This is a genomic window from Brachybacterium sp. UMB0905, assembly GCF_002871795.1.
Taxonomy (GTDB): Bacteria; Actinomycetota; Actinomycetes; order Actinomycetales; family Dermabacteraceae; genus Brachybacterium.
Window position 1 is genome coordinate 12867 of the sequence record NZ_PNHL01000004.1, and the last position, 21462, is coordinate 34328.

Sequence of the window (21462 nt, forward strand, 5' to 3'; positions counted from 1 at the left end):
TCGGAGAAGTCGTGGCATCCACGAAGACCCGCCGTCCCGTGCGGACCGTCTCCTTCCGGAAACGGCTCGCACGGGACTGGCCCCTGCTGCTGATGGTCTCCCCGGCCATCGCGCTGGTGGTGCTGTTCATCTACATCCCGATGGCAGGGAACATCATCGCCTGGCAGGAGTACTCCCCCTACACCGGCATCACCGGCAGCCCGTTCGTCGCCTGGGACAACTTCATGAGGGTCTTCCAGAGCACCAGCTTCTGGAACGCCGTCGTCAACACCCTCACGATCTCGGCGTTCCAGCTGGTGTTCTTCTTCCCGGTGCCGATCATCCTCGCGCTGCTGATGAACTCGATCTTGTCCCCGGCGATCCGGACCACGATCCAGTCCATCGTCTACCTGCCGCACTTCTTCTCCTGGGTGCTGGTGGTGACGATCTTCCAGCAGGTTCTCGGGGGTGCCGGGCTGCTGAACCGGCTGCTGCGGCAGAGCGGCTTCGAGCCGCTCGAGATCATGACGAACCCGGACACCTTCCTGCTCCTCGTCACCTCGCAGGTGGTCTGGAAGGACGCGGGCTGGGGCATGATCATCTTCCTCGCCGCCCTCAGCACCGTCGATCCGGCCCTCTACGAGGCCGCGGCCGTGGACGGCGCCGGGAAGTGGCGACGGCTGTGGAACATCACGCTGCCCGCGATCCGCCCGACCATCATCCTGCTGCTCATCCTGCGGCTGGGCGACTCGCTGACCGTCGGCTTCGAGCAGCTGATCCTGCAGCGCGGGGCCGTGGGCGCCGGGGCCGCCGAGGTCCTGGACACGTACGTCTACTACCAGGGCGTCCTCGGCGGGGACTGGTCGTATGCAGCGGCGGCCGGACTCATCAAGGGAGTCGTGGCGCTCATCCTGGTCCTCGGGGCGAACAAGCTCGCCCATGCCTTCGGCGAGTCCGGCATCTACCGACGGGAGGCTCGATGAGCACATCGCTCGGCCCACAGACCACCGAGGCGCCCGACGAGATGCGCCCCGACCCGGCAGCGGCTCCGCGACGAGGGCGCCGCCGCTCCACGCGACCCGTCTGGGACGAGGAGCCCTCGCTCCTCACGCAGACCGCCAAGACTCTGACCCTCGTCGTGATCTGCGCGCTCATCCTCATCCCGCTGTACACCGTGGTGCTCACCTCGCTGTCCACCGAGGCGACCATCAACGCGGCCGGCGGGATGGTGCTGATCCCCGGCGAGCTGACGCTCGAGGCCTATACGACGATCCTCAGCGGCGGTGTGGTGACGCGCTCGATCCTCATCAGCATCGGCATCACCACCGTCGGAACGCTGATCTCGACCACCGTGTCCGTGCTCGCCGCCTACGGCCTGTCCCGGACGGACTCGCTGTTCCATCGGCCGCTGCTGTTCGTCTTCATCATCACGATGTTCTTCAGCGCCGGCCTCATCCCGACCTATCTGGTGGTCTCGTCCCTGGGGCTCATCAACTCGTACTGGGCGCTGATCCTCCCCGGGGCGGTCTCGGCCTTCAACATCATCATCATCCGATCGTTCTTCATGAACATCGACAGCAGCATCCTCGAGGCCGCGCGGATCGACGGAGCCAGCGAGTTCCGGATCCTCGGGCAGATCGTGCTGCCGATGTCCATGGCGGTGGTCGCCGTCGTGGCGCTGTTCTACGGCGTCGGGTACTGGAACTCGTTCTTCAACGCGATGCTCTACCTGCCCGACAGCAGCAAGTGGCCGCTGCAGATGGTGCTGCGCTCCTACGTGCTGGAAGGGGTCACCCTCCCGGGATCGGAGACACGTCCGGTCGGGGTGGAGGGCTACCGGCCCCCGGCCAGCCTCGCGCTCCAGATGGCGATCGTCGTGATGGCCCTGGTCCCGATCCTCCTGGTGTACCCCTTCATCCAGAAGCACTTCACCAAGGGCGTCATCTTCGGGGCGATCAAGGGCTGACCCTCGCGCGCTGCCGCTGCGTCCCCGTCATCCGTGCCGACCCCTTTCCCACCGCTCAGAGGAGCACTCCCCATGCCCAGCGCACTGCGCCGCACCCCCCTGGACTCCGGCTGGTCGATCTCGATCACCGACGGCCCCGCCCCGTTCGAGGTGCAGGACCTCCCGGCCGAGGTGCCGGGGACCCTCATCACCGATCTGCTCGCTGCCGGGCTCATCGACGATCCCTACGTCGACGACAACGAACACGCGCTGAGCTGGACCGGTGAGGTCGGCATCCGGTACCGCACGGAGTTCTCCTGGGACCCGGCCCCGGACGACGAGGTCGATCTGGTCGCGCACGAGGTCGACACGATCGCCGAGCTCCGGCTCAACGGCTCCGTGATCGGCACGGCCTCGAACCAGCATCGCCTCTGGCGCTTCCGCGTGACCGATGCGCTGCAGCCCGGCCGGAACGTCCTCGAGGTGCAGTTCACCGCACCGCTCGCAGCGGCGCGCGCCTTCGAGGCGCAGCACGGTCGGCTGCCGTTCAGCGGCAACAAGCTTCCGTACAACGCGATCCGGAAGATGGCCTGCAACTTCGGCTGGGACTGGGGCCCGGTGCTGACCACCAGCGGTCTGTCCGGTCCGGTGCAGCTGGAGTCCTGGTCAGCAGCCCGCCTCGGCACGATCCGCCCGCAGGTGACGGTCCGCGACGGCGCGCAGGGCGAGGTCCGGCTGGACGTCCCCGTCGTCCGGGCACAGGAGGGACCGCAGGCCGACGTCCGAGCCTCGGCACGGCTGACCGGTCCGGACGGCGCGGTCGTGGCGCAGACCCAGCTGCCGGCGACCACGGATGAGCAGCTCATCCTCGAGCTCGTGGTCGAGGACCCGCAGCTGTGGTGGCCGCGCGGATACGGGGAACAGCCGCTGTACGACCTCGAGGTGATGCTGCACAGCGCTGCGGGCGACGTCCTGGACTCCCGCGCCTCGCGCATCGGCTTCCGCAGCGCCGGTTTCGTGCAGCGGGACGACGAGCACGGACGGTCCTTCCAGGCCGAGGTCAACGGACGTCCGGTCCTGATCAAGGGCGCCAACTGGATCCCGGAGGACTGCTTCCCCAGCCGCCTCACGCGGGAGCGCCTCGCCGCTCGGATCCAGGACGCCGCCGAGTCCGGCATGAACCTCCTGCGGGTCTGGGGCGGCGGCCTCTACGAGTCCGAGGACTTCTACGAGCTCTGCGACGAACAGGGGATCCTCGTCTGGCAGGACTTCGCCCTGGCCTGCGCCGCCTACTCCGAGGTCGAGCCCATGCGCCGCGAGATCGAGGCCGAGGCCCGGCACCAGATCGTCCGCCTCGCCTGGCATCCCTCGCTGATCCACTGGAACGGCTCCAATGAGAACCTCGTGGGCCACCGGGCCTGGGGGTGGTCGGAGAAGATCGAGGAGGGCGTCGGCTGGGGGCTCCATTACTACGACGAGCTGCTGCCCGGTCTGGTCAAGGAGCTCGACCCCACCCGCTCGTACTCGCCCTCCAGCCCGTTCTCCCGCCCCGGGGTGGAGAACCCGCAGGATCCCGGCTCCGGGACCATCCACCAGTGGGGGGTCTGGAACGACCCGGTCGTGGGCGATCCCGTGCACTACCGCGACTCCACCCCACGGTTCGCCGCCGAGTTCGGGTTCCAGGCCCCCGCCACCTGGGCGACCATCTCCCAGGCCGTCACGGAGAGGCCGCTGGACGAGGATTCGCCGGTGATGCTCTCGCACCAGAAGGCCTTCGAAGGACAGCAGAAGCTGCGCCGGGCCTATCGGAACCACCTGCCGGAGCCGACCAGCTTCGACGACTTCCTCGCGTCCACCCAGCTCATGCAGGCCCGTGCGCTCGAGATCGGGATCGGCCACTACCGCTCCCACTGGCCGTTCTGCGGCGGGACCATCATGTGGCAGCTGAACGACTGCTGGCCCGTGACGAGCTGGTCGGCCGTGGACGGCGGCGGCCGCCGCAAACCGCTCTGGTACGCCCTGCGGTCCGTGCATGCTCCCGTGCTCTGGACCATCCAGCCCCGCGACGGCGGCTGGAGCCTGTGCATCGGCAACGACACCGACGAGGACCTCGTGACCACGGCGATCCTCGAGCGCCGGCGGCACGACGGGACCGTCCTGCATGCCCTGACCGAACCCCTCCAGGTGCCGGCCCGCCAGAGCGCCGAGCTCCCGCTCCCCGCCGAGCTGACCATCCCTGAGGACCCCGCCGCGGAGCTCCTGGTCTGCTCCTCCGCGGACTCACCGCACCGGGCTGTCCATCACTTCTGCGCGGACAAGGACTCCGCCCTCGCCCCGGACGCGCTCGAGGCCTCGAGCACACGGGTCGAAGGCGGGGTCGAGCTGCGGCTCACGGCTCGGTCCACCGTCCGGGACGTCATGGTGTTCGCGGACAAGGTGGATCCCTCCGCCCGATGCGACCGTCAGCTGGTGACCCTCCTGGCCGGGGAGACGGCGACGGTGCGCATCCGCACCTCCTCGGCCGATGCCGAGGCCTTCCTCGCACCCGAGGTCCTCATCAGCGTCAACGATCTGCTCGCGCGCGGCGGGCCCTGCGTCCAGGAGGACCCCTCGCCCACGACCCCCACCTCGACCGCCCCTGCGGCACCCTGACCGGCCGCCGGAGACGACGCACGAGGCCCCGGGCGGCCGCGGTGCCTGAAGCGCCCCGGTGCGCTTCAGGCGCCGACGGTGCGGCGCCGTCGGCCGCGCACCCCACCTCACCCGTAGGTGTCGCGCGGTCCTCTCCAGGTCACGGTCCGGCGTCCCTTCTTCCAGGAGCGCTGTGCGGCGGCCGGGCCGGTGACCTTGAGCTCGGAGATCACGTGGGACCCGATGTGCTCCTCGATCGTGGTGATCAGCTGGGGCGTCAGCATCCGCAGCTGGGACGCCCAGGCCGAGGAGGAGGCGCTCACCACCAGGACCCCGGCCTCGAGGGAGACCGGTCTGCAGTGCGCGGCGAGGCGCTCGCCCACGATCTCGTCCCACTCCTCGAGCACTCTGCCGCTGTTCATCCCCTCGGTCCATCCCAGGCCGCCCAGCACCTTCCTCAGCACCGACTCGATGTCCTGGGGGTCGCGCGGATCGGGGCGGGACCCCGAATAGCCGGGTGCCCGCCCTGAGCGGTCCCGCAGATCTCGGGCCTGGGTCTTCGCAGAGATGGGGAAGAGGCCGCGGTCGCGCGCGGCGGCACGGGAGCGGTTGACGGTCCGCCGGGCGAGCTCGAAGGGATCGGCGGCGCTCGGCAGCTCCGGCGGGTCGTACAGCGGTTCGGCGTCGTCATCGCCGCGCTCGGCGCGAGCTGCGGACGCCGCTCCGGCCCTCGGCCGCCACGGTGCGCGGTCCCGGCCGCGCGTGGCCGCGGCAGCGGCATGCCCGGGATCTTCCGCGCGCTGGTCGCCGTCGGCCGCGGCGGCGGACCAGGTCCCGAGGTCGTAGGGGTTGGCGAGTCGCGGGCGCTGGGCCGCCGGACGAGGGGTGCTCATGAGAGCCCGCCGTCCCTCGGGACGGCTCGGCCCAGCTCCACGTCGACCACGTGGATCTCCCCGTGCAGGGAATCGGGGATGTCCGTGTCGTTCGCGGTGGTGATGAGGACCTGGGAGGCCCCGGTGATGATCCGTCCGAGCCGGTCCCGCCGATGGACGTCCAGCTCGCTGAACACGTCATCGAGGATGAGGATGGGTTCGCCGTCGCCCAGGTCCCCTTCCTCCAGGCGCAACAGGTCGTAGCTGGCCAGGCGCAGGGCGAGGGCGAGTGACCAGGATTCGCCGTGGCTCGCATAGCCCTTGGCGGGGAAGTCGTGCAGGCGCACCTCGAGGTCATCGCGGTGCGGGCCCACGAGGTTCACGCCGCGGTCGATCTCCTCATCGTGCCGCTCACCCAGCATGCGCAGCAGCGCATCGTGGATCTCGCGCGTGGGGGGAAGGTCGCCGGGTCCGGCGCCGAGCTCGTCGAGGATCGCGGAGCGGTAGGCGGCGTCGGCCGGGGAGGTGACCTCTCCGCGCTGTCCGGGCGGAAGGTCCAGGGCTTCCTCTGCGCCCTCATCGGTCGCGACCCGCAGGTAGGAGTAGCCCAGGTGCGGGCGCAGGCGGTTCACCAGGTGCAGCCGGGCGCGAAGCAGCTCCGCGCCATGGCGGGCCAGCTGCTGATCCCACACCTCGAGGGTGCTCGCCGCCGCCTCGGCCGGATCGAGCCCGCCCGCGCTGCGGCCAGCGGCGCCGCGGCGCATGGAGCGCATCTGCTTCAGCAGGTTGCCGCGCTGCTTGAGCACGCGGTCGTAGTCGGCCTTCACGGCGGCGAAGCGGGGGGCGATGACGAACAGCAGCTCATCGAGGAATCGTCGGCGGCCCTCCGGATCAGCCTTGATGAGCCCCAGGTCCTCGGGGGCGAACAGCACGGCGCGCACTTCGCCCAGGAGGTCCCGCAGGCGTGGCACGTTCTGGCCCTGCAATCGGGCGCGGTTCGATCGTCCCGGGGTGATCTCGAGGTCCACCTGCAGGGGTCGGCCGGCCCGCTGGAAGCTCGCGCGGATGATCGCGCTCGCGCTACCGCGATGCACCAGGGCAGCGTCATGCGGGACGCGGTGGCTGGAGAGGGTCGCGAGGTACCACAGGGCCTCGACGATGTTGGTCTTGCCCTGCCCATTGGGGCCCACCATCACGGTGATGCCGGGGCCGATGGGCAGGGTGAGGCTCGGGTATGAGCGGTAGTCGGTGAGCTCGAGGGCGGTCAGCTGCACGGAGAGGTGACCTCCCGCGCTCAGATCCGCATCGGCATGATGAGGTACTTGTAGCTGGTCTGCGGCTCACCCTCGAGCGACTCCTGGCCGCTCATGACGGCGGGCTTGATGGAGTCGGTGAAGGTCAGGCGCGCGAACTCGGTGCCCAGCGCCCCGAGGCCGTCGAGCAGGAATCCGGAGTTGAAGCCGACGACGAGGTCCTCGCCCTCGAGGCTCGCCTCGAGCACCTCGGAGGCCTGCGCGTCATCACCGGCGCCGGCCTCGAGAGCCACCTGGCCCTCGGTGAAGGACAGGCGCACGGGGGTGTTGCGTTCGGCGACGAGGGAGACGCGCTTGACGGCGTCGATCAGCGGGCCGGTCGCCACCACGGCGGTGATCGCGGAGGTCTCGGGGAACAGGCGGCGCACGGGCGGGTAGTCGCCGTCGACCAGGGTAGAGGTGGTGCGGCGGCCGCCAGCCTCGAAGCCGATGAGGTTCGCCGCGGCGTCCTCCTCGAGGGCGATCTCGACGCTGCCGCCGGTGGCCAGCGACCGTGCGACCTCGTGCAGAGTGCGGCCGCGCACGAGGGCGGTCAGCTCGGTGCCGGGGGTGGCGGGGTTCCAGGTGATCTCGCGCAGCGCCAGGCGGTAGCGGTCGGTAGCCATGAGCGTCATGGTCTCGCCGCTGATCTCGACCTTCACGCCGGTCAGCAGCGGCAGGGTGTCGTCCTTCGATGCCGCGACGGTGACCTGGGAGATCGCCTCGGAGAACACGTCGGCGCCGACGATGCCTGCCACGGGCGGCATGGCCGGCAGCTGCGGGTACTCCTCGACCGGCAGGGTGGCCAGGGCGAAGCGGGCGCTGCCGCAACGGACCTGCAGCTTCGTGCCCTCCAGAGCCACGGAGACGTCCTTGTTCGGCAGCGCGCGGACGATGTCGGAGAGCATCCGGCCCTGGACCAGGACCTCGCCGGATTCCTCGACCTCGGCCTCGAGGTGGATCTGCGCGCTGACCTCGTAGTCGAAGGTGGACAGCTGCAGTTCGCCACTCGTATCAGCGACGATCCGCACGCCCTGCAGGATCGGCATCGCGGGCCGAACGGGGAGGGTGCGGGTGGCCCAGGAGACGGCGTCACCCAGGACGCCGCGGTCGAGGTGGAACTTCACCGTTGCCACTCCTTCGCAGTGGTCGAATGCCAGAACGCGCCCCAGCGTATCCGGTTCTCGCACCTGCTCGCGACACACCGACTCACATCCTTGACTTCCCTTGCCCCTCGCTGCGCCGCTGCACCTGCCGATCCGTCCACACCCTTTGCGTTGAACTACCTGAAGTCCTCTTCATCACGGCTGTGGATTCCGTGGACAACCCGCATTCATGCTGGTCAGAGCACATGATCGGATCGTGGATGGAACGTTGAGAACGTCGCTTAGACCGTGGGCGAGCTGTGCATGAGCGGCGCTGTGCGCTCGATTCGTGTCACGCGGCCGTACACATCGGCTCCTGCGCGGATGCTCGCCGGTCCACACTGTCCACAGAGTTATCCACATCTGGGGAGAACTGTAGTCTGACCAGCCCTGTCATCCGTGACAGGGATGCGCGTCACTTCCGACCGGAGTTCGAGGACTTGATGCGTGCCGTCAGCTCGGTGACCTGGTTGAAGATCGCGCGCCGCTCCTTCATGAGCTCGCTGATCTTCTTGTTCGCGTGCATGACGGTGGTGTGGTCGCGGCCGCCGAACTCTTCGCCGATCTTGATCAGCGGCATGTCCGTCAGTTCCCGGCACAGGTACATGCCGATCTGCCGAGCAGAGACCAGGCGGCGTGAACGCCCCGTGCCGATGATCTCCTCGACCGAGATCCCGAAGTATGTGGCGGTCTGCGCGATGATCGTCGAGGCCGTGATCTGGGTGCCGTCGTCGTGGGAGAGCAGGTCCTTCAGCACGCTCTCGGCGAGGGTGACGTCCATCGGCTGACGGGACAGGGAGTGCAGGGCCTGCACGCGGATCAGCGCGCCTTCGAGTTCGCGGATGTTCGTGGCGATATGGCTGGCGATGTACTCCAGCACGTCATGGGGGACCTCCCCGGCGTCCTCCTGCGCGACCTTCTTGCGCAGGATCGCGATGCGGGTCTCGAGGTCCGGGGGCTGCACGTCGGTCATGAGCCCCATCTCGAAGCGGGAGCGCATACGGTCCTCGAAGCCGCCGAGCTCCTTGGGCGGCAGATCCGAGGTGATGACGATCTGCTTGTCCGAGTTGTACAGCGTGTTGAAGGTGTGGAAGAACGCCTCCATCGTCTCTGGGGCGCGCTGCAGGAACTGGATGTCGTCGATGAGGAGGATGTCGATATCGCGGTAGCGGCGCTGGAACTCCTGGGCCTTGCCGAACTGGCCGGACTGCACGGAGTTGATGAACTCGTTGGTGAACTCCTCGGAGTTGACGTACCGCACCACGATGTCCGGGTACAGCGACTTGGCGTAGTGGCCTACGGCGTGCAGCAGGTGGGTCTTGCCCAGTCCCGAGCCGCCGTAGATGAACAGCGGGTTGTACGCCTTCGCGGGGGTCTCGGCGACGGCGGAAGCCGCGGCCTGTGCGAAGCGGTTCGAGGAGCCGATGACGAAGGTGTCGAAGGTGTACTTGAAGTTCAGGCGCGAATCCTCACCCACCGGCGCGGGGGCGGGGGATGGCACCGGGGCAGAGGCCGCGGAGAAGGAGCGTGGCGGCAGCACCGGGGCGGTGGAGGGGACTGACGGGGCCGGTGCACCGGATTCGGCCGCTCTGTGGATATCCCGTTCCACTTTGTCCACAGGGTTGTCCACATCCTGTGCACGTGGCGCAGGTGGGGCCGCGGATACAGTCGGCGGGGCAGCATCTTCCTCATCATCGAACAGCAGCGATTCATCGACCGTCACCGCGAAGCGCATATCCTGGCCGGTCGCCTCGGACAGCGCCCCCTTCAGGGCGCCCGCATAGCGGTTCTCCAGCAGCTCCTTCAACGAGGTGGAAGGCACTGCGACCAGCGCGGTATCCGCCACCACGGCCATCAGCTCGGAGAGGGTCAGCAGGGCGTTCACGCGCTGGGAGACAGACTCGTCCTGGCGCAGGATCTGCAGGGCGCTGTCCCAGATCTCGGCGGCGCTCGGCTCGGCCATGAGGTCACTCCCTACGGGTCTGAGGTGGTCGGGATAGTTTTCCACAATCTTCCACAGAACAGCCAGTGATGTGGACCGCGGCTGTGGATGACCGGTCACACCAGCGCACCGCACCCCGGGGGCACGATGAGAAACTGGCCACAACCGGCCGTTGAGCGCGCGGATCCGTTGACCCCTTGCGACCACCCCACCTAGACTCGGGCGGTCAGCGCTGCGGGTCATGTCCCTGATTCCCGTTCCCTCATTCCCGTTCCGGGGAACCTCGGCAGCCGCCCCGCCTCGGCGGGTGCGCCCGGACGTCCCGTTCGTGCAGCAGACCACAGACCACCGCGAGGGCACACCCGTGCCCACGACCGAGGAGAACCATGAGCAAGCGCACGTTCCAGCCGAACAACCGCCGCCGCGCCAAGAAGCACGGCTTCCGCGCCCGCATGCGCACCCGCGCCGGCCGCGCCATCCTGAACGCCCGCCGCGCCAAGGGCCGCTCCGAGCTCTCCGCCTGAGTCGGCCTGAGCCGCCGGGTCGTGGTGCGTCCATGAGCTGGTCCGCCCACCGGCTGCGCAGCAGCGAGCAGTTCCGCGCCGTCACCCGCGGTGGCGTGCGCAGCGCCCGATCCCACGTGGTTGTGCACCTCGGCCCCCTTCCAGAGGGGGACGGGCAGGCACCCCGCGTGGGATTCGTCGTGTCCAAGAAGATCGGCAACGCCGTGATCTGCAACCGCGTCACCCGTCGGCTGCGTGAGATCATCCGGCCACTGCTGGACGAGCTGCCCGCCGGCACCGGCGTGGTGGCCCGGGCCCTGCCCGGCATCGACCAGCAGCCTTTCGATCAGCTGCGTGAGGACGTCCAGGGAGCCCTCGCCTCCGCGGAGCGCAAGCTGCAGCGCCGCACCGTCGGCCGTCGCTCCCCCCGAGCGGGCACTGCGTCCAGAACGGGCACTGCCGCGGAGGCACCCCGCCCCGCCGCGGGGTCCGAGGCCACCGCTGGGACGGGGTCGGGGGCCACCCCCGGGACCACCCCGGCGCGGAAGGGGAGCCGATGAGCCTGCTGCGCACCCTGCTGCGCCTGCCGCGGCGGATCCTCATGCTGCCCGTGCGGGCCTACCAGGTGGGGATCAGCCCCTACACGCCGCCCGCCTGCCGCTATGACCCGGTGTGCTCCCAGTACGGGATGGATGCCCTGCGGATCCACGGCGCGCTCAAGGGCACGCTCCTGACCAGCTGGAGGATCCTGCGCTGCAACCCCTTCACCCGCGGCGGACTGGATCCCGTGCCCGCCCCGGGAATGTGGAGCAATCCACGCCGACTGCGTCATCCGGCGCACTAGCCCTACCCTTGTCCGAGACCCCGATGCTGAGCCGACACCTCGCATGAACGTCATGCGCATCCGTGCGGCAGGAAGACCAGGCCGATGAACCCCCTGTATCCGATCGAGTGGGCCGTGGCATGGCTCATGGTGAAGTTCCATGCGCTGCTGTCCGTGTTCATGGACCCCAATGCCGGCATCACCTGGGTGCTGTCCATCGTGGGCCTTACCGCCGTGGTGCGCACCCTGATCATCCCGCTGTTCGTGCGGCAGATCCGCGCCTCCCGGGCCATGCAGATGGTCTCCCCGGAGCTGCAGGCCGTGCAGAAGAAGTACAAGGGCAAGACGGACCAGGATTCCCGGCAGAAGATGGCCGAGGAGACCATGGCCATCTACAAGGAGGCCGGTGCTTCGCCGTTCTCCTCCTGCCTACCCGTGCTGCTGCAGATGCCGATCTTCTTCGGCCTGTTCCGGGTGCTGTACACCAAGCTCCCGCAGGCCGCGGGCGGTGACCCCTTCGGACCGCTCACCGTGGAGCTGGCCCGCAGCGCCAACGCCTCCACGTTCTTCGGGAACGTCACCATCGCCGACAGTTTCCTGAGCCCCGGGGACGGCGGGATCTCCACCCGCATCGTCGCCGGCATCATCATCGCCCTGATGTGCGCGGTCACCTTCATCACCCAGAAGGAGCTGACCATGCGGAACATGCCGCAGGCAGCCCTCGAGGGACCGATGGCTGGCACCCAGAAGATGATGCTGTACATGCTCCCGTTCATCTACGTGATCACGGGACCGGGCATGCCGATCGGTGTGCTCGTCTACTGGCTCACCACCAACGTGTGGACCTTCGTGCAGCAGTGGATCGTCATCCGGGCCACCCCCACCCCGGGCTCGGACGCCGAGAAGGCCCGCCACGAGCGGATCAACGCCAAGCGCGCCAAGAAGGGTCTGGAGCCGCTGGACTTCACCCCGCCCAAGAAGGTCGTGACCGAGCCGGTGGAGGACAAGCCCATCCGCATCCAGCCCCCGGCCAAGAACAAGGGCGGCAAGAAGCTCACCGACCAGGAGAAGCTCGAGCGCGCCCGCGCCGCCCGCGCCAAGGCGGTCGAAGAGCGCCGGGCAGCCCGCGAGGCCGCTGGCGAAGCCGATCCGCGTCCGCAGCGCGGCAGCAACGCCCTGAACAAGAGTGCACGGAAGAAGAAGCGCAAGAAGTGACCCCCGTGCCCGCCGGGAGCACAGTCGCCCCGGGGGCACACCCCGCACCCCGTAAGGACCTGCCATGAACGACACCACCATCGACAATCCCGAGGTCGACGAGCGCGACCAGGAGCAGCCCGCCGAGCTCACTGACTCCGCAGCCTCTGCAGCGTCTGCTGAGCCAGCGGCGCCCGTTGAGTCCGCGCAGGAGCGCATGCGGCGTCTCGAGGAGGAGGGCGACATCGCCGCCGACTACCTCGAGGAGCTGCTGGACATCGCGGACCTCGACGGCGACATCGATATCGACGTGGACGGCGACCGCGCCTCCGTGGAGATCGCCAGCGCGGACCAGCTGGCCCGCCTGAACCGCCCCAAGGGCGAGCTGCTGGACGCCCTGCAGGAGCTGACGCGCCTGGCGGTCCAGACCCGCACCGGCAACCGCTCCCGCCTCATGCTGGACATCGGCGGATTCCGCGCCGAGCACAAGAAGTCGCTCGAGTCCCTCGCGGATGACGCGATCGCGGAGGCGAAGGAGACCGGGCAGCCGGTGCCGCTGAAGCCCATGAACCCCTTCGAGCGCAAGGTGGTCCACGACGTCGCCAAGCGCGAGGGGCTGCGCTCGGAGTCCGACGGCGACGGCAAGGGCCGTCACGTGGTCATCTACCCCTCCGCCTGATCGTGCAGATCGAGCTCCCCGAGAACCTGCAGCAGGTTGCCGCGCGTCTGCTCGGCGACCGCCTGCCGCTGGCCGAGCGTTTCGTCCGCCTGCTCGCGCAGCAGGGGGTCGAGCGCGGACTGATCGGCCCGCGGGAGGTGGACCGGCTGTGGGAGCGCCACCTGGTCAACTGCGCGCTGCTGGCTGATGCGATCGGCCCTGAGGTGCGCACGCTGGCGGACGTCGGCTCCGGGGCGGGCCTACCCGGCGTGGTCATCGCGATCGCGAGGCCGGAGCTTGAGATCACTCTGATCGAGACGATGCAGCGGCGCACCACCTGGCTCGATGAGGTCAATGGCGAGCTGGGCCTGGGCCTGGAGGTGGTGCGCGCCCGCGCCGAGGAGCTGCACGGGATAAGGCAGTTCGATGCGGTGACCGCACGGGCCGTGGCGGCGCTGGACAAGCTGGCGCGCTGGACCCTGCCACTGGTGGCCCCCGGCGGCGAGCTGCTGGCCATGAAGGGCTCCTCAGCGGCGCAGGAGATCGAGAAGGCGCACAAGGTTCTCACGAAGCTCGGCGGTGAGGATCCGCGCATCACGACCCACGGGGACGGCGAGGTGGAGGTTCCCACTACAGTGGTCCACGTGCGTCGCCGTGCCGAGGCGACCCGGAAGGGAGATGGACGTGGCTGAGAAGCGCGACGACTCCTCCACCAGCCCCGGCGCGATGGAGGACACCCCGCTGATGCGGGAGCTGACGCGCGATCATGCCCGTCGGCGACAGCTCGAGGGACTGGACTTCGAGGCGCCGCAGCGGACCCGCATCATCACGGTCGCGAACCAGAAGGGCGGGGTGGGCAAGACTTCATCGGCCGTGAACATCGCGGCGGCGCTCGCGATGGGCGGGCTGCAGGTGCTGGTCATCGACGCAGACCCGCAGGGCAACGCCTCGACGGCGCTGAGCATCGAGCATCACGCCGAGGTGCCGGGGATGTACGAGGTCCTCGTGGACTCCACCCCGATCGCCGAGATCATGCAGGAGGTCCCGGACATGCCGGGCCTGCTGTGCGCTCCGGCCACGATCAACCTCTCCGGGGCGGAGATCGAGCTGGTCTCCCTCGTGGCGCGGGAGAACCGCCTGAAGAACGCGATCACCGAACTGCTTGAGCAGCGCGAGCATGAGGGACTGCCCCGCCTGGACTACGTGATCGTGGACTGCCCGCCGTCCCTTGGCCTGCTGACGGTCAACGCGCTCGTCGCAGCCCGCGAAGTGCTGATTCCGATCCAGGCGGAGTACTACGCGCTGGAGGGCCTGTCCCTGCTGCTGAACAACATCGAGCTGATCCGTCGGCACCTGAACCCGGATCTGGTGGTCTCCACCATCATGCTCACCATGTACGACGCCCGCACGCGGCTGGCGGCGCAGGTGGCGCAGGATGTGCGCGACCATTTCCCCGAGCAGACCCTGGAGACGACGATCCCGCGGTCGGTGCGGATCTCCGAGGCCCCCAGCTACGGGCAGACCGTGCTCACGTACGATCCGAGCTCAAGCGGTGCCCTCGCCTATCGCGCCGCTGCTCATGAGCTGAACTCCCGTACCGCCCCCTGAACCCCCTCGGCGATGCCGCGCACCGTCGCGCGGCTGCCGCTCACCCCGTCGGAAGGACATCGGCATGACGCAGAAGCGCGGACTCGGACGCGGCTTGGGCGCCCTCATCCCGGGTGCGGGCTCTCCCGCCCCGGCTCCGGAGCCGGAGCTGCGCACGCGCACGCGCCCGGCCGGGGAGAACTCCAGCTCCTCGCGCCCGGTGGACATGTTCTTCTCCGGTGAACAGGTCGAACGCTCCGAGGAGCGAGCTCAGCGGCGCTCCAGCAGCCGAGACCTCGCCAATGACATGGCGAGGGCCGCCGCCGAGCGACGAGGGCGGGGCACCGCGAAGACCACCGCGAAGGGGCGCCGCAGCAGCGGGGACACGGAGACGGCCGACGGGGCCGAGGACACGGCGAAGGCCAGCACCCGGGCGCCGCGCACGAGTGGCGGGACAAAGCGCACGACGACCACGAGCGCGGGGACGGGCACGGCTGCGAAGAGCGCGGCAGCGAAGAGCACATCGGCAAAGAGCACGGGCAAGAGTGCGGCATCGAAGAGCGCCGGGACGAAGCGCTCCGGCACAACGACCTCAGCGGCGAAGACCTCGGCCGGGGGGACGACCGACGACGCTCCCTCGACCAGCACGAAGACTGCTGCGAAGAAGACGGCCCCGCAGAAGCCTGCCGCGAGGAAGACCACCGCGAGGAAGACCACCGCGAAGAAGCCCGCGGCGAAGAGCTCCCCGGGCAACTCCTCGACCCGGAAGCCCTCGAGCGCCAAGACGAGTGACGCGACCGCTGACCAGCAGGTAAATGAGCCGATGCCCGAGAGCATCGAGACTGTCGATCAGGCGCCGGAGACGGATCTCGCGGAGACCATCGGCGCAGCCCAGAGCCCCACTGACCCGGCGGTGACGGATGAGGGCACCGCGACCGCGGGCGCGTCAAGCGCTGTCACCGCAGAGCAGACCGATGAGGTACCCAGCGAGGCCCCGGCAGTCGACGAGCCGCGGGAACTGGTCAGCGTGCCGGGTGCGGAGTTCGCCGAGATCCCGATCCACGAGATCCGCGAGAACCCCCGTAACCCTCGCACCCTCTTCGATGAGGACGAGCTGGATGAGCTCGCCTACTCGCTGCGCGAAGTCGGTGTGCTGCAGCCTGTCGTGGTGCGGCCCATCCCCGTCACCGCGGATGGTGAATCCTTCGAGCTGGTGATGGGTGAGCGCCGCTGGCGGGCCGCCCGCCGGGCCGGTCTGCCCGCGATCCCCGCGATCATCCGCGAGACCAGCGATGATGACCTGCTGCGCGATGCGCTGCTGGAGAACCTGCACCGCAGCCAGCTGAACCCGCTGGAGGAAGCGAACGCCTACCAGCAGCTCCTGGATGACTTCGGCTGCACCCAGGACGAGCTCGGTGAACGCATCGGCCGTTCCCGTCCCCAGATCACCAACACGCTTCGCCTGCTGCGCCTGCCTGCACTGGTGCAGCGCCGGCTAGCCAGCGGAGCGATCAGCGCCGGGCACGCCCGTGCCCTGCTCTCGCTCGACAGCCCCGCGCTCATGGAAGAGCTCGCCCAGCGGATCGTCAGCGAGGGCCTGTCCGTGCGGGCCGTGGAACGCCTCGTGGCCCGCGGCGGCCGCGACACCACCTCCCGTCCCGTGCGACGCAGCACCTATGACCCGCACGTTGTGGACCTGACGAGCCGGCTGTCCAACCGCCTCGAGACCCCGGTGCGGATCGATGTGGGCAAGCGCAAGGGCCGGATCACCCTCGAGTTCACGAACCTCGACGACCTCGATCGCCTGGTGGAGAGCATGGGACTGGATATCCCGCTCCCCCAGGGGAGTGCTGACGACGACGACGCCGCACAGGAGTGAGACGCGTCCACGGGTGAGGACCCGTGACGTCATGACGTGACACGCGGTGTCGGTACGCCGTGTGGCACTGCAGGGGCTGCGGAGTGTTGGTGAACTGAGCCCGGTGATCCGAGGATCATCGGCGGTGGAAACCCATCAGGTGATCTGACATTATCGTCAAAATATGTCAGGTAAATGTGTAGGCCCGGACCCCGTCGCGGCGGTGGTTCTCGTCTGACGCTGCTGTCTGCCTGCAGCTATACCCCGTGATGTGCTTATCCACTGATGTGCACAACACTGTGGATAAATCGATGCAGGCTACGGCGCCGACTCAGCTCTCGGATCCCGAAGTGGACCTGGATGAGGGTGGAGTCCTCCTCCGCTGGCCGCCGGTGAGCCTCTCGGACCTCGTGTGGGTCTGCTGTCAGATAGTTCTCTGCCGCGTGACAAAATGCCCGTGCGGGTGCGTGGGTGAGACCGCTGAATGCACGCGGCTCTGTCTACCTCGTGGGGTCGTGATCTGTACGAGGCGGTGTGTAGGGGGAAGGTTCGAGCAACAGTTTCCCGTGAAACTCCGGCCGCTAGATGCGACGTAGAGCGGTGCATAAGGGGCTGAGCTGCAGGGAGCCCGTGCCCACTGTTTCCCGTGAAACCTAGAAGATCGCCAGCGGCCGCGCCTCAAGGCGCACCCCGATCACAGTTGTCGGGCGTTTTCGTATGCGGAGCCATCACCATGTTTCGCGTGAAACGATGCGTTGAAAACGAACGACCATGGAGGATGGGGCCTCCCTCATAGCGACAATCCGCGCTCTCGCCTGGAGCTCCAGGCTGACTGAGTACGCGAAATGTTTCCCGTGAAACGCGGGAGTCGGAGGGCGTGCGCTCGTGGGCGAATGCTCTGCCGGGAAGGGGTTCATGGGCTGCCGGTGCGCGGCTTTGGCTATTCATGTTGGCGTTGACGATGGGTGATGACGCCACGTGGACATGTTCCACGGGAAACGTGCACCGTTCGGCATGCTGTACGCACTCCCCGGGGACCGCGGCGAACTGTTCAGCATGACGATCCTCGGTCGCAAGTTGGAGCCGCTGAGCCCCGGTGCGTCATCTGCTCCTCCTGCGAAGCGAACCCAGGAGCAGCTCATGTTCCTGGTCCGTCTATCTGGCGTCACACGATCTCCATTTCACGCACCCTGTGAATTATCGACTCGCATGTACGCCCCATCCCCCGTGATGGCGGTGATGTATCGGTGCGTCAGCCGAAGAGCCCCTGCCCTATGTCGAGCGCATCTCGCGGATCCAACAGTTCACGCGTGTCACCCGTCCGATAGGTTTCACGGGAAACTCAGCGATTGGGCGGCTCGACGATCACTCCACGGACTGCATGCATGAGAGTGGTGCATCAGCAGCCCAGGCGTCGTCTGCACGTCGCCATTGTGTGAGGAAGCAGTCCCGGCCCGAGCCTCAAGTCTCCGCAGTCAATACGGTCTCGGTCGGGATGGGTTTCCACAGTGTTTCCCGTGAAACCCAGCAGCGGGAACAGTCGGCGACGCGGTACTGATGCGAGGGGCCATGAGGGTTCACACTGCGTGTCGGGTTCCCGCGCAAGAGGTCTGCGAGCGGGTTTGTCAGCGCTGTTTCATGTGAAACTGCGCCCCGAGGCCCTCGAGAGGATGATCCCCGCTCATCCCGTAGTGGCACGGACAGGAGTGCGCCGCAGCACAGACTCAACGGCGATCTGATATGGAGTGGATGGTGCTCTTGATTGGTACGAAGCCTCCACAGCACGGAGTTTCACGGGAAACATGCCGTGCAACGTGGCGTAACGGGTGGTCACGCCTCACTCGCGCGCTCAGTGGGGTCTGAGGAAGCGTGGGCATGGGTAGACACCCTTCAGGGACACGCGACGGGCACCCCGTGATCTGCGTGCCTGAGAGGTTGATCTACGAGAATGCCTACTGGGGTTCATCGATGTCAGCTGCTATGAGACTGTTGACATTTCCCGTGAAACGCTGTGCTGTCTAGCGAAGGACGGCTGCGCAAGCCCAGGGCGTGGGGCGGACTGGTATGTGCCCCTGACCCTCCTTGCGCTCTGAGGAGCTGAGTGGAAGCAGTCGGTCCAATGGTTCACATGAAACCCACTGTGGAGTATGTCGGCTCGGCCCTCTCTCAGGTCCCTAGAGTCGCGGAAGACGATGGCACTGCCGCTGATAAGGCGCGCGACGCCGCATACTGTGCTGCATGGCATGGTTTCGCGTGAAACCAGAAGAACCGCAAGGAGCCAGAGGGAATGTCGGCCCCTGGGCGTCACCCTTGGAACCGGCCTGCAGGTAGGCTCGCGCGGTGTTCATGCCTGACTGTCACCGGTCTCCGTGATGACTAAGAGCACCTGAAAGAGGGCAGGGGCGATGGGAGCCCCCGAGGAGAAAAGCCCGCAGCATTCATTGATACAGAAATTGTTGGACCGTCAGGAAGATGTCTAGCCTCGGGTTTCACGGGGAACCGACTTCCTTTTCACTCCCCAGACATGGGTCCTCTATGGACCACCGGCGGGTTGAGAGAGTCGGATCTCGAGCGCCGAGCCCTCTGCGGACAGCCCCGCTCGATAGTCCATAGCATCAGAGCAGGCGCCGGGCGAGTACGGTGTCGCCCTCGGTGCACCTACCGATCCGGTGTCTCAGGCTCAAGGGTGCCGACAATTCGCCTCTATGCCACGATGACCTGCACTGATGATCGGTGTGAACGGGAGATGGACTGCGGGTGTACAACGAAACCCTGCGCCAGGCAGGTTTCCTGTGGAACGTGGTGAGACCGCAACAGGGTCGCGTTTCGTGTGAAACTTGTCCTCCCCCGGAGAGGGGAGATCGCGGTGCAGCTCTGGCTCCCGGCACCCGGCGTGTGTGCGGTGACAGATGCTCACTCGGCGCATGCAACGATCGATACACCTGAGCGGCTGGCCGGCCGGACGTCTGGTGGTTCAGAGTTCTCGGACTCTCGGGAGCTGTCATGCACACTGTGTGCGCAGCAGTGTGGATAAGTGGCTCTCGTGTGCCCGTACTGTCCACGTGAAACTGTGTATGAGCGAAGGACTTCCGCGTCACCAGATCGGCAGCACAATATCCACACCTGTTCATCAGCACTGGTCAGGGCATTTGTGCGAGAGGTTCTCAGGACAAAACATCTCGAGAGCTGTCCACACCCGATTGTGGATAGCTGTGTGGACAGGCCCTCCCATCACTGTGGATAACAGTGTGGAAGACGCTGTGGATGGAGCATCGCAGCACGTCGCAGGGATACGCGGTGTGGATTTGACAGCAGCCTCGTGCCCGGTCTGGCCGGGGCCCACAAAATCGCACCGCAGTGCTCAGGGCTGCGGTGCTAGGAGGGTGGCCTTACCCGGGCACGTACCGTGACGCGCCGTCGGCGCGGCACCGCGTCCGCCCCCCGCGCGATACCGCGTCCGCCCTCCGCGCGATACCGCGTGCGCCCATGACGGCCCCGGTGCGGACATCGGCCCCGGGGCTGTGCTACCTGTCATGCTGCGCCCGGACCGAACTCTGCATCCACCGCATGCTTCGGCAGCGCCCCATCCCGTCGGTGGAGGACCTGCCAGGGTCCCTCCCACACGGCGTCCTCCCCGCTCCCCGTCGTGCCGGAGAGTTCGGGAATCGTCTGCGGACCTTCTCCTGGGGCGCACAGCAGCCACGTCGGCAGCACATTGACCTGCAGCTGGTCGAGCACGGCGTCATCGGGATCCTCGATGAGTAGAGTGCGTCGGCCCTCTCCCCATCGCCGCGCAAGCTCCCGCAGCACCGTCGGGGCCGGACGTGACGGGCCCGCCCAGTCGGCGGAGACCAGAACGACGACCCGGTCGTCGGCCTCGGTTTCCGCCACAGACGCACTCACGCCTGCGGGGCCGCGGTCCCCTGAGCTTCCGCGGAATCCTCAGCATCCTGGTCCGCGAGCCACCGTTCCGCGTCGAGAGCGGCCTGGCAGCCGGTGCCCGCCGCGGTGATCGCCTGGCGGTACGTGTGGTCCACGACGTCACCGGCCGCGAACACGCCCGGCACCGAGGTGTAGGTGCCCCGCCCCTGGCACACGATGTATCCCTCATCGTCGAGCTCGAGCTTTCCATGCACCAGATCCGTGCGCGGCAGATGCCCGATCGCCTCGAAGACCGCGGAGGTGGGATGCTCGCGCTCCTCACCGGTCACGGTGTCCCGCAGCGTCACCGACTGCACCGACTCCGTGCCGTTGATCCGCGCGATCTCCGTGTTCCACAGGATCTGCAGCTTCGGATCGGCCTCCGCGCGGCGCGCCATGATCTTCGAAGCCCGCAGCTCATCGCGTCGGTGCACGAGCGTCACGGACTTCCCGAAGCGGGTCAGGAACGTCGCCTCCTCCACGGCGCTGTCACCGCCGCCCACCACGATGATGTCCTGATCCTTGAAGAAGAACCCGTCGCAGGTCGCGCACCAGCTCACCCCCTTGCCGGAGAGCTCCTCCTCGCCGTCCACTCCGAGCTTGCGGTACGCCGAGCCGGTGGTGAGGATCAGCGCCCGAGCCCGATGCACCGTGCCATCGGCCAGCGTCACCTGCTTGACTTCTCCCTCGAGCTCGAGCTCGACGGCATCGTCGTAGATCACCTCCGCACCGAAGCGCTCGGCCTGCTCCTGCATCTGGGTCATGAGCTCCGGGCCCTGAATGCCGCTCGGGAAACCCGGGAAGTTCTCCACATCGGTGGTGGTCATGAGCGCCCCACCCGCATCCAGAGCCCCGGCGATCACCAGCGGCTTCATCTCCGCCCGGGCTGTGTAGATGGCGGCGGTGTACCCGGCCGGACCGGAGCCGACGATGATCACCTCATGGATGGGGCCTGCCTGCTCCCCGGCGGCGACCGGCGCGGTCTGCGGCTCGGCGGGAGTCGCCGAGGTGCCGAGGATGTTCAGGGCCTGGATGGGCTGGGTCATGGAGGGATTGTCCTTCCGGGTCTAAGAACGATGGGTGGGTTCGGTGGGGGCGTGTGGTCAGACGCA

At 67.8% G+C, this 21462-nt stretch carries 18 protein-coding genes; 11 read left to right on the plus strand and 7 right to left on the minus strand.

Annotation, left to right across the window (positions count from 1 at the left end; translation table 11 throughout):
• Positions 1–11: 11 nt before the first annotated feature.
• The 3 genes from CJ197_RS04520 to CJ197_RS04530 all read left to right on the plus strand — a co-directional run bounded on the left by CJ197_RS04520 (position 12) and on the right by CJ197_RS04530 (position 4576).
• Positions 12–962, plus strand: a complete 951-nt coding sequence (locus CJ197_RS04520) for a sugar ABC transporter permease (protein ID WP_233190640.1) — start codon at positions 12–14, stop codon at positions 960–962.
• Positions 959–1945, plus strand: coding sequence for a carbohydrate ABC transporter permease (locus tag CJ197_RS04525; protein WP_102235572.1), 987 nt, complete (start codon positions 959–961; stop codon positions 1943–1945). The genes CJ197_RS04520 and CJ197_RS04525 overlap by 4 nt, the downstream gene beginning before the upstream one ends.
• Positions 1946–2017: 72 nt before the next feature.
• Positions 2018–4576, plus strand: coding sequence for a glycoside hydrolase family 2 protein (locus CJ197_RS04530; RefSeq protein WP_102235573.1), 2559 nt, complete (start codon positions 2018–2020; stop codon positions 4574–4576).
• Positions 4577–4683: 107 nt separating this feature from the next.
• On the opposite strand, the gene CJ197_RS04535 is transcribed toward CJ197_RS04530, so the two are convergent.
• The 4 genes from CJ197_RS04535 to dnaA all read right to left on the minus strand — a co-directional run bounded on the left by CJ197_RS04535 (position 4684) and on the right by dnaA (position 9827).
• The gene (locus CJ197_RS04535; protein ID WP_102235574.1) at positions 4684–5448 is read right to left on the minus strand and encodes a DUF721 domain-containing protein; all 765 of its coding nucleotides are present in this window, start codon (positions 5446–5448) and stop codon (positions 4684–4686) included.
• Positions 5445–6701, minus strand: coding sequence for a DNA replication/repair protein RecF (gene recF, locus CJ197_RS04540; RefSeq protein ID WP_102235575.1), 1257 nt, complete (start codon positions 6699–6701; stop codon positions 5445–5447). The genes CJ197_RS04535 and recF overlap by 4 nt, the downstream gene beginning before the upstream one ends.
• A 20-nt stretch (positions 6702–6721) precedes the next feature.
• Positions 6722–7846 carry a DNA polymerase III subunit beta gene (gene dnaN / locus CJ197_RS04545; RefSeq protein WP_102235576.1) on the minus strand — a complete coding sequence of 375 codons (1125 nt, stop codon included), beginning with the start codon at positions 7844–7846 and terminating at the stop codon, positions 6722–6724.
• A gap of 433 nt (positions 7847–8279) precedes the next feature.
• Positions 8280–9827 carry a chromosomal replication initiator protein DnaA gene (gene dnaA, locus CJ197_RS04550; RefSeq protein WP_102235577.1) on the minus strand — a complete coding sequence of 516 codons (1548 nt, stop codon included), beginning with the start codon at positions 9825–9827 and terminating at the stop codon, positions 8280–8282.
• Positions 9828–10192: 365 nt separating this feature from the next.
• On the opposite strand from dnaA, the gene rpmH reads away from it, so the two are divergent.
• The 7 genes from rpmH to CJ197_RS04585 all read left to right on the plus strand — a co-directional run bounded on the left by rpmH (position 10193) and on the right by CJ197_RS04585 (position 14592).
• Positions 10193–10330 carry a 50S ribosomal protein L34 gene (gene rpmH / locus CJ197_RS04555; RefSeq protein WP_102235578.1) on the plus strand — a complete coding sequence of 46 codons (138 nt, stop codon included), beginning with the start codon at positions 10193–10195 and terminating at the stop codon, positions 10328–10330.
• Positions 10331–10362: 32 nt separating this feature from the next.
• Entirely contained in the window at positions 10363–10869 is a 507-nt protein-coding gene (rnpA, locus tag CJ197_RS04560) for a ribonuclease P protein component (protein ID WP_199173873.1), read from the plus strand.
• Complete coding sequence (gene yidD / locus CJ197_RS04565; RefSeq protein WP_102235579.1) at positions 10866–11153, plus strand: membrane protein insertion efficiency factor YidD; 288 nt, start codon at positions 10866–10868, stop codon at positions 11151–11153. The genes rnpA and yidD overlap by 4 nt, the downstream gene beginning before the upstream one ends.
• Before the next feature lie 84 nt (positions 11154–11237).
• Complete coding sequence (gene yidC / locus CJ197_RS04570; RefSeq protein ID WP_102235580.1) at positions 11238–12347, plus strand: membrane protein insertase YidC; 1110 nt, start codon at positions 11238–11240, stop codon at positions 12345–12347.
• A gap of 196 nt (positions 12348–12543) precedes the next feature.
• Positions 12544–13005 (plus strand): R3H domain-containing nucleic acid-binding protein, encoded by a 462-nt coding sequence (locus tag CJ197_RS04575; protein ID WP_233190661.1) that lies wholly within the window; start codon positions 12544–12546, stop codon positions 13003–13005.
• A gap of 2 nt (positions 13006–13007) precedes the next feature.
• Complete coding sequence (gene rsmG, locus CJ197_RS04580) at positions 13008–13676, plus strand: 16S rRNA (guanine(527)-N(7))-methyltransferase RsmG (protein WP_233190641.1); 669 nt, start codon at positions 13008–13010, stop codon at positions 13674–13676.
• Positions 13663–14592, plus strand: coding sequence for a ParA family protein (locus CJ197_RS04585; RefSeq protein ID WP_199173874.1), 930 nt, complete (start codon positions 13663–13665; stop codon positions 14590–14592). The genes rsmG and CJ197_RS04585 overlap by 14 nt, the downstream gene beginning before the upstream one ends.
• A 249-nt stretch (positions 14593–14841) precedes the next feature.
• Here CJ197_RS04585 and CJ197_RS15500 read toward each other — a convergent pair whose 3' ends face one another.
• Positions 14842–15408, minus strand: a complete 567-nt coding sequence (locus tag CJ197_RS15500; RefSeq protein WP_233190642.1) for a hypothetical protein — start codon at positions 15406–15408, stop codon at positions 14842–14844.
• Here CJ197_RS15500 and CJ197_RS15505 point away from each other — a divergent pair.
• On the plus strand, positions 15395–16450 hold the full coding sequence (locus CJ197_RS15505) for a ParB/RepB/Spo0J family partition protein (protein ID WP_233190643.1): 1056 nt from the start codon (positions 15395–15397) through the stop codon (positions 16448–16450). The two genes, CJ197_RS15500 and CJ197_RS15505, sit on opposite strands and share 14 nt — an antisense overlap.
• A gap of 3510 nt (positions 16451–19960) precedes the next feature.
• Here CJ197_RS15505 and CJ197_RS04595 read toward each other — a convergent pair.
• Together CJ197_RS04595 and trxB are read right to left on the minus strand one after the other, a co-directional pair.
• Positions 19961–20320 (minus strand): hypothetical protein, encoded by a 360-nt coding sequence (locus CJ197_RS04595; RefSeq protein ID WP_102235583.1) that lies wholly within the window; start codon positions 20318–20320, stop codon positions 19961–19963.
• A gap of 8 nt (positions 20321–20328) precedes the next feature.
• Positions 20329–21396: a thioredoxin-disulfide reductase gene (trxB, locus tag CJ197_RS04600; protein ID WP_102235584.1), complete on the minus strand. Its 1068-nt coding sequence runs from the start codon at positions 21394–21396 to the stop codon at positions 20329–20331.
• Between the last annotated feature and the right edge of the window lie 66 nt (positions 21397–21462).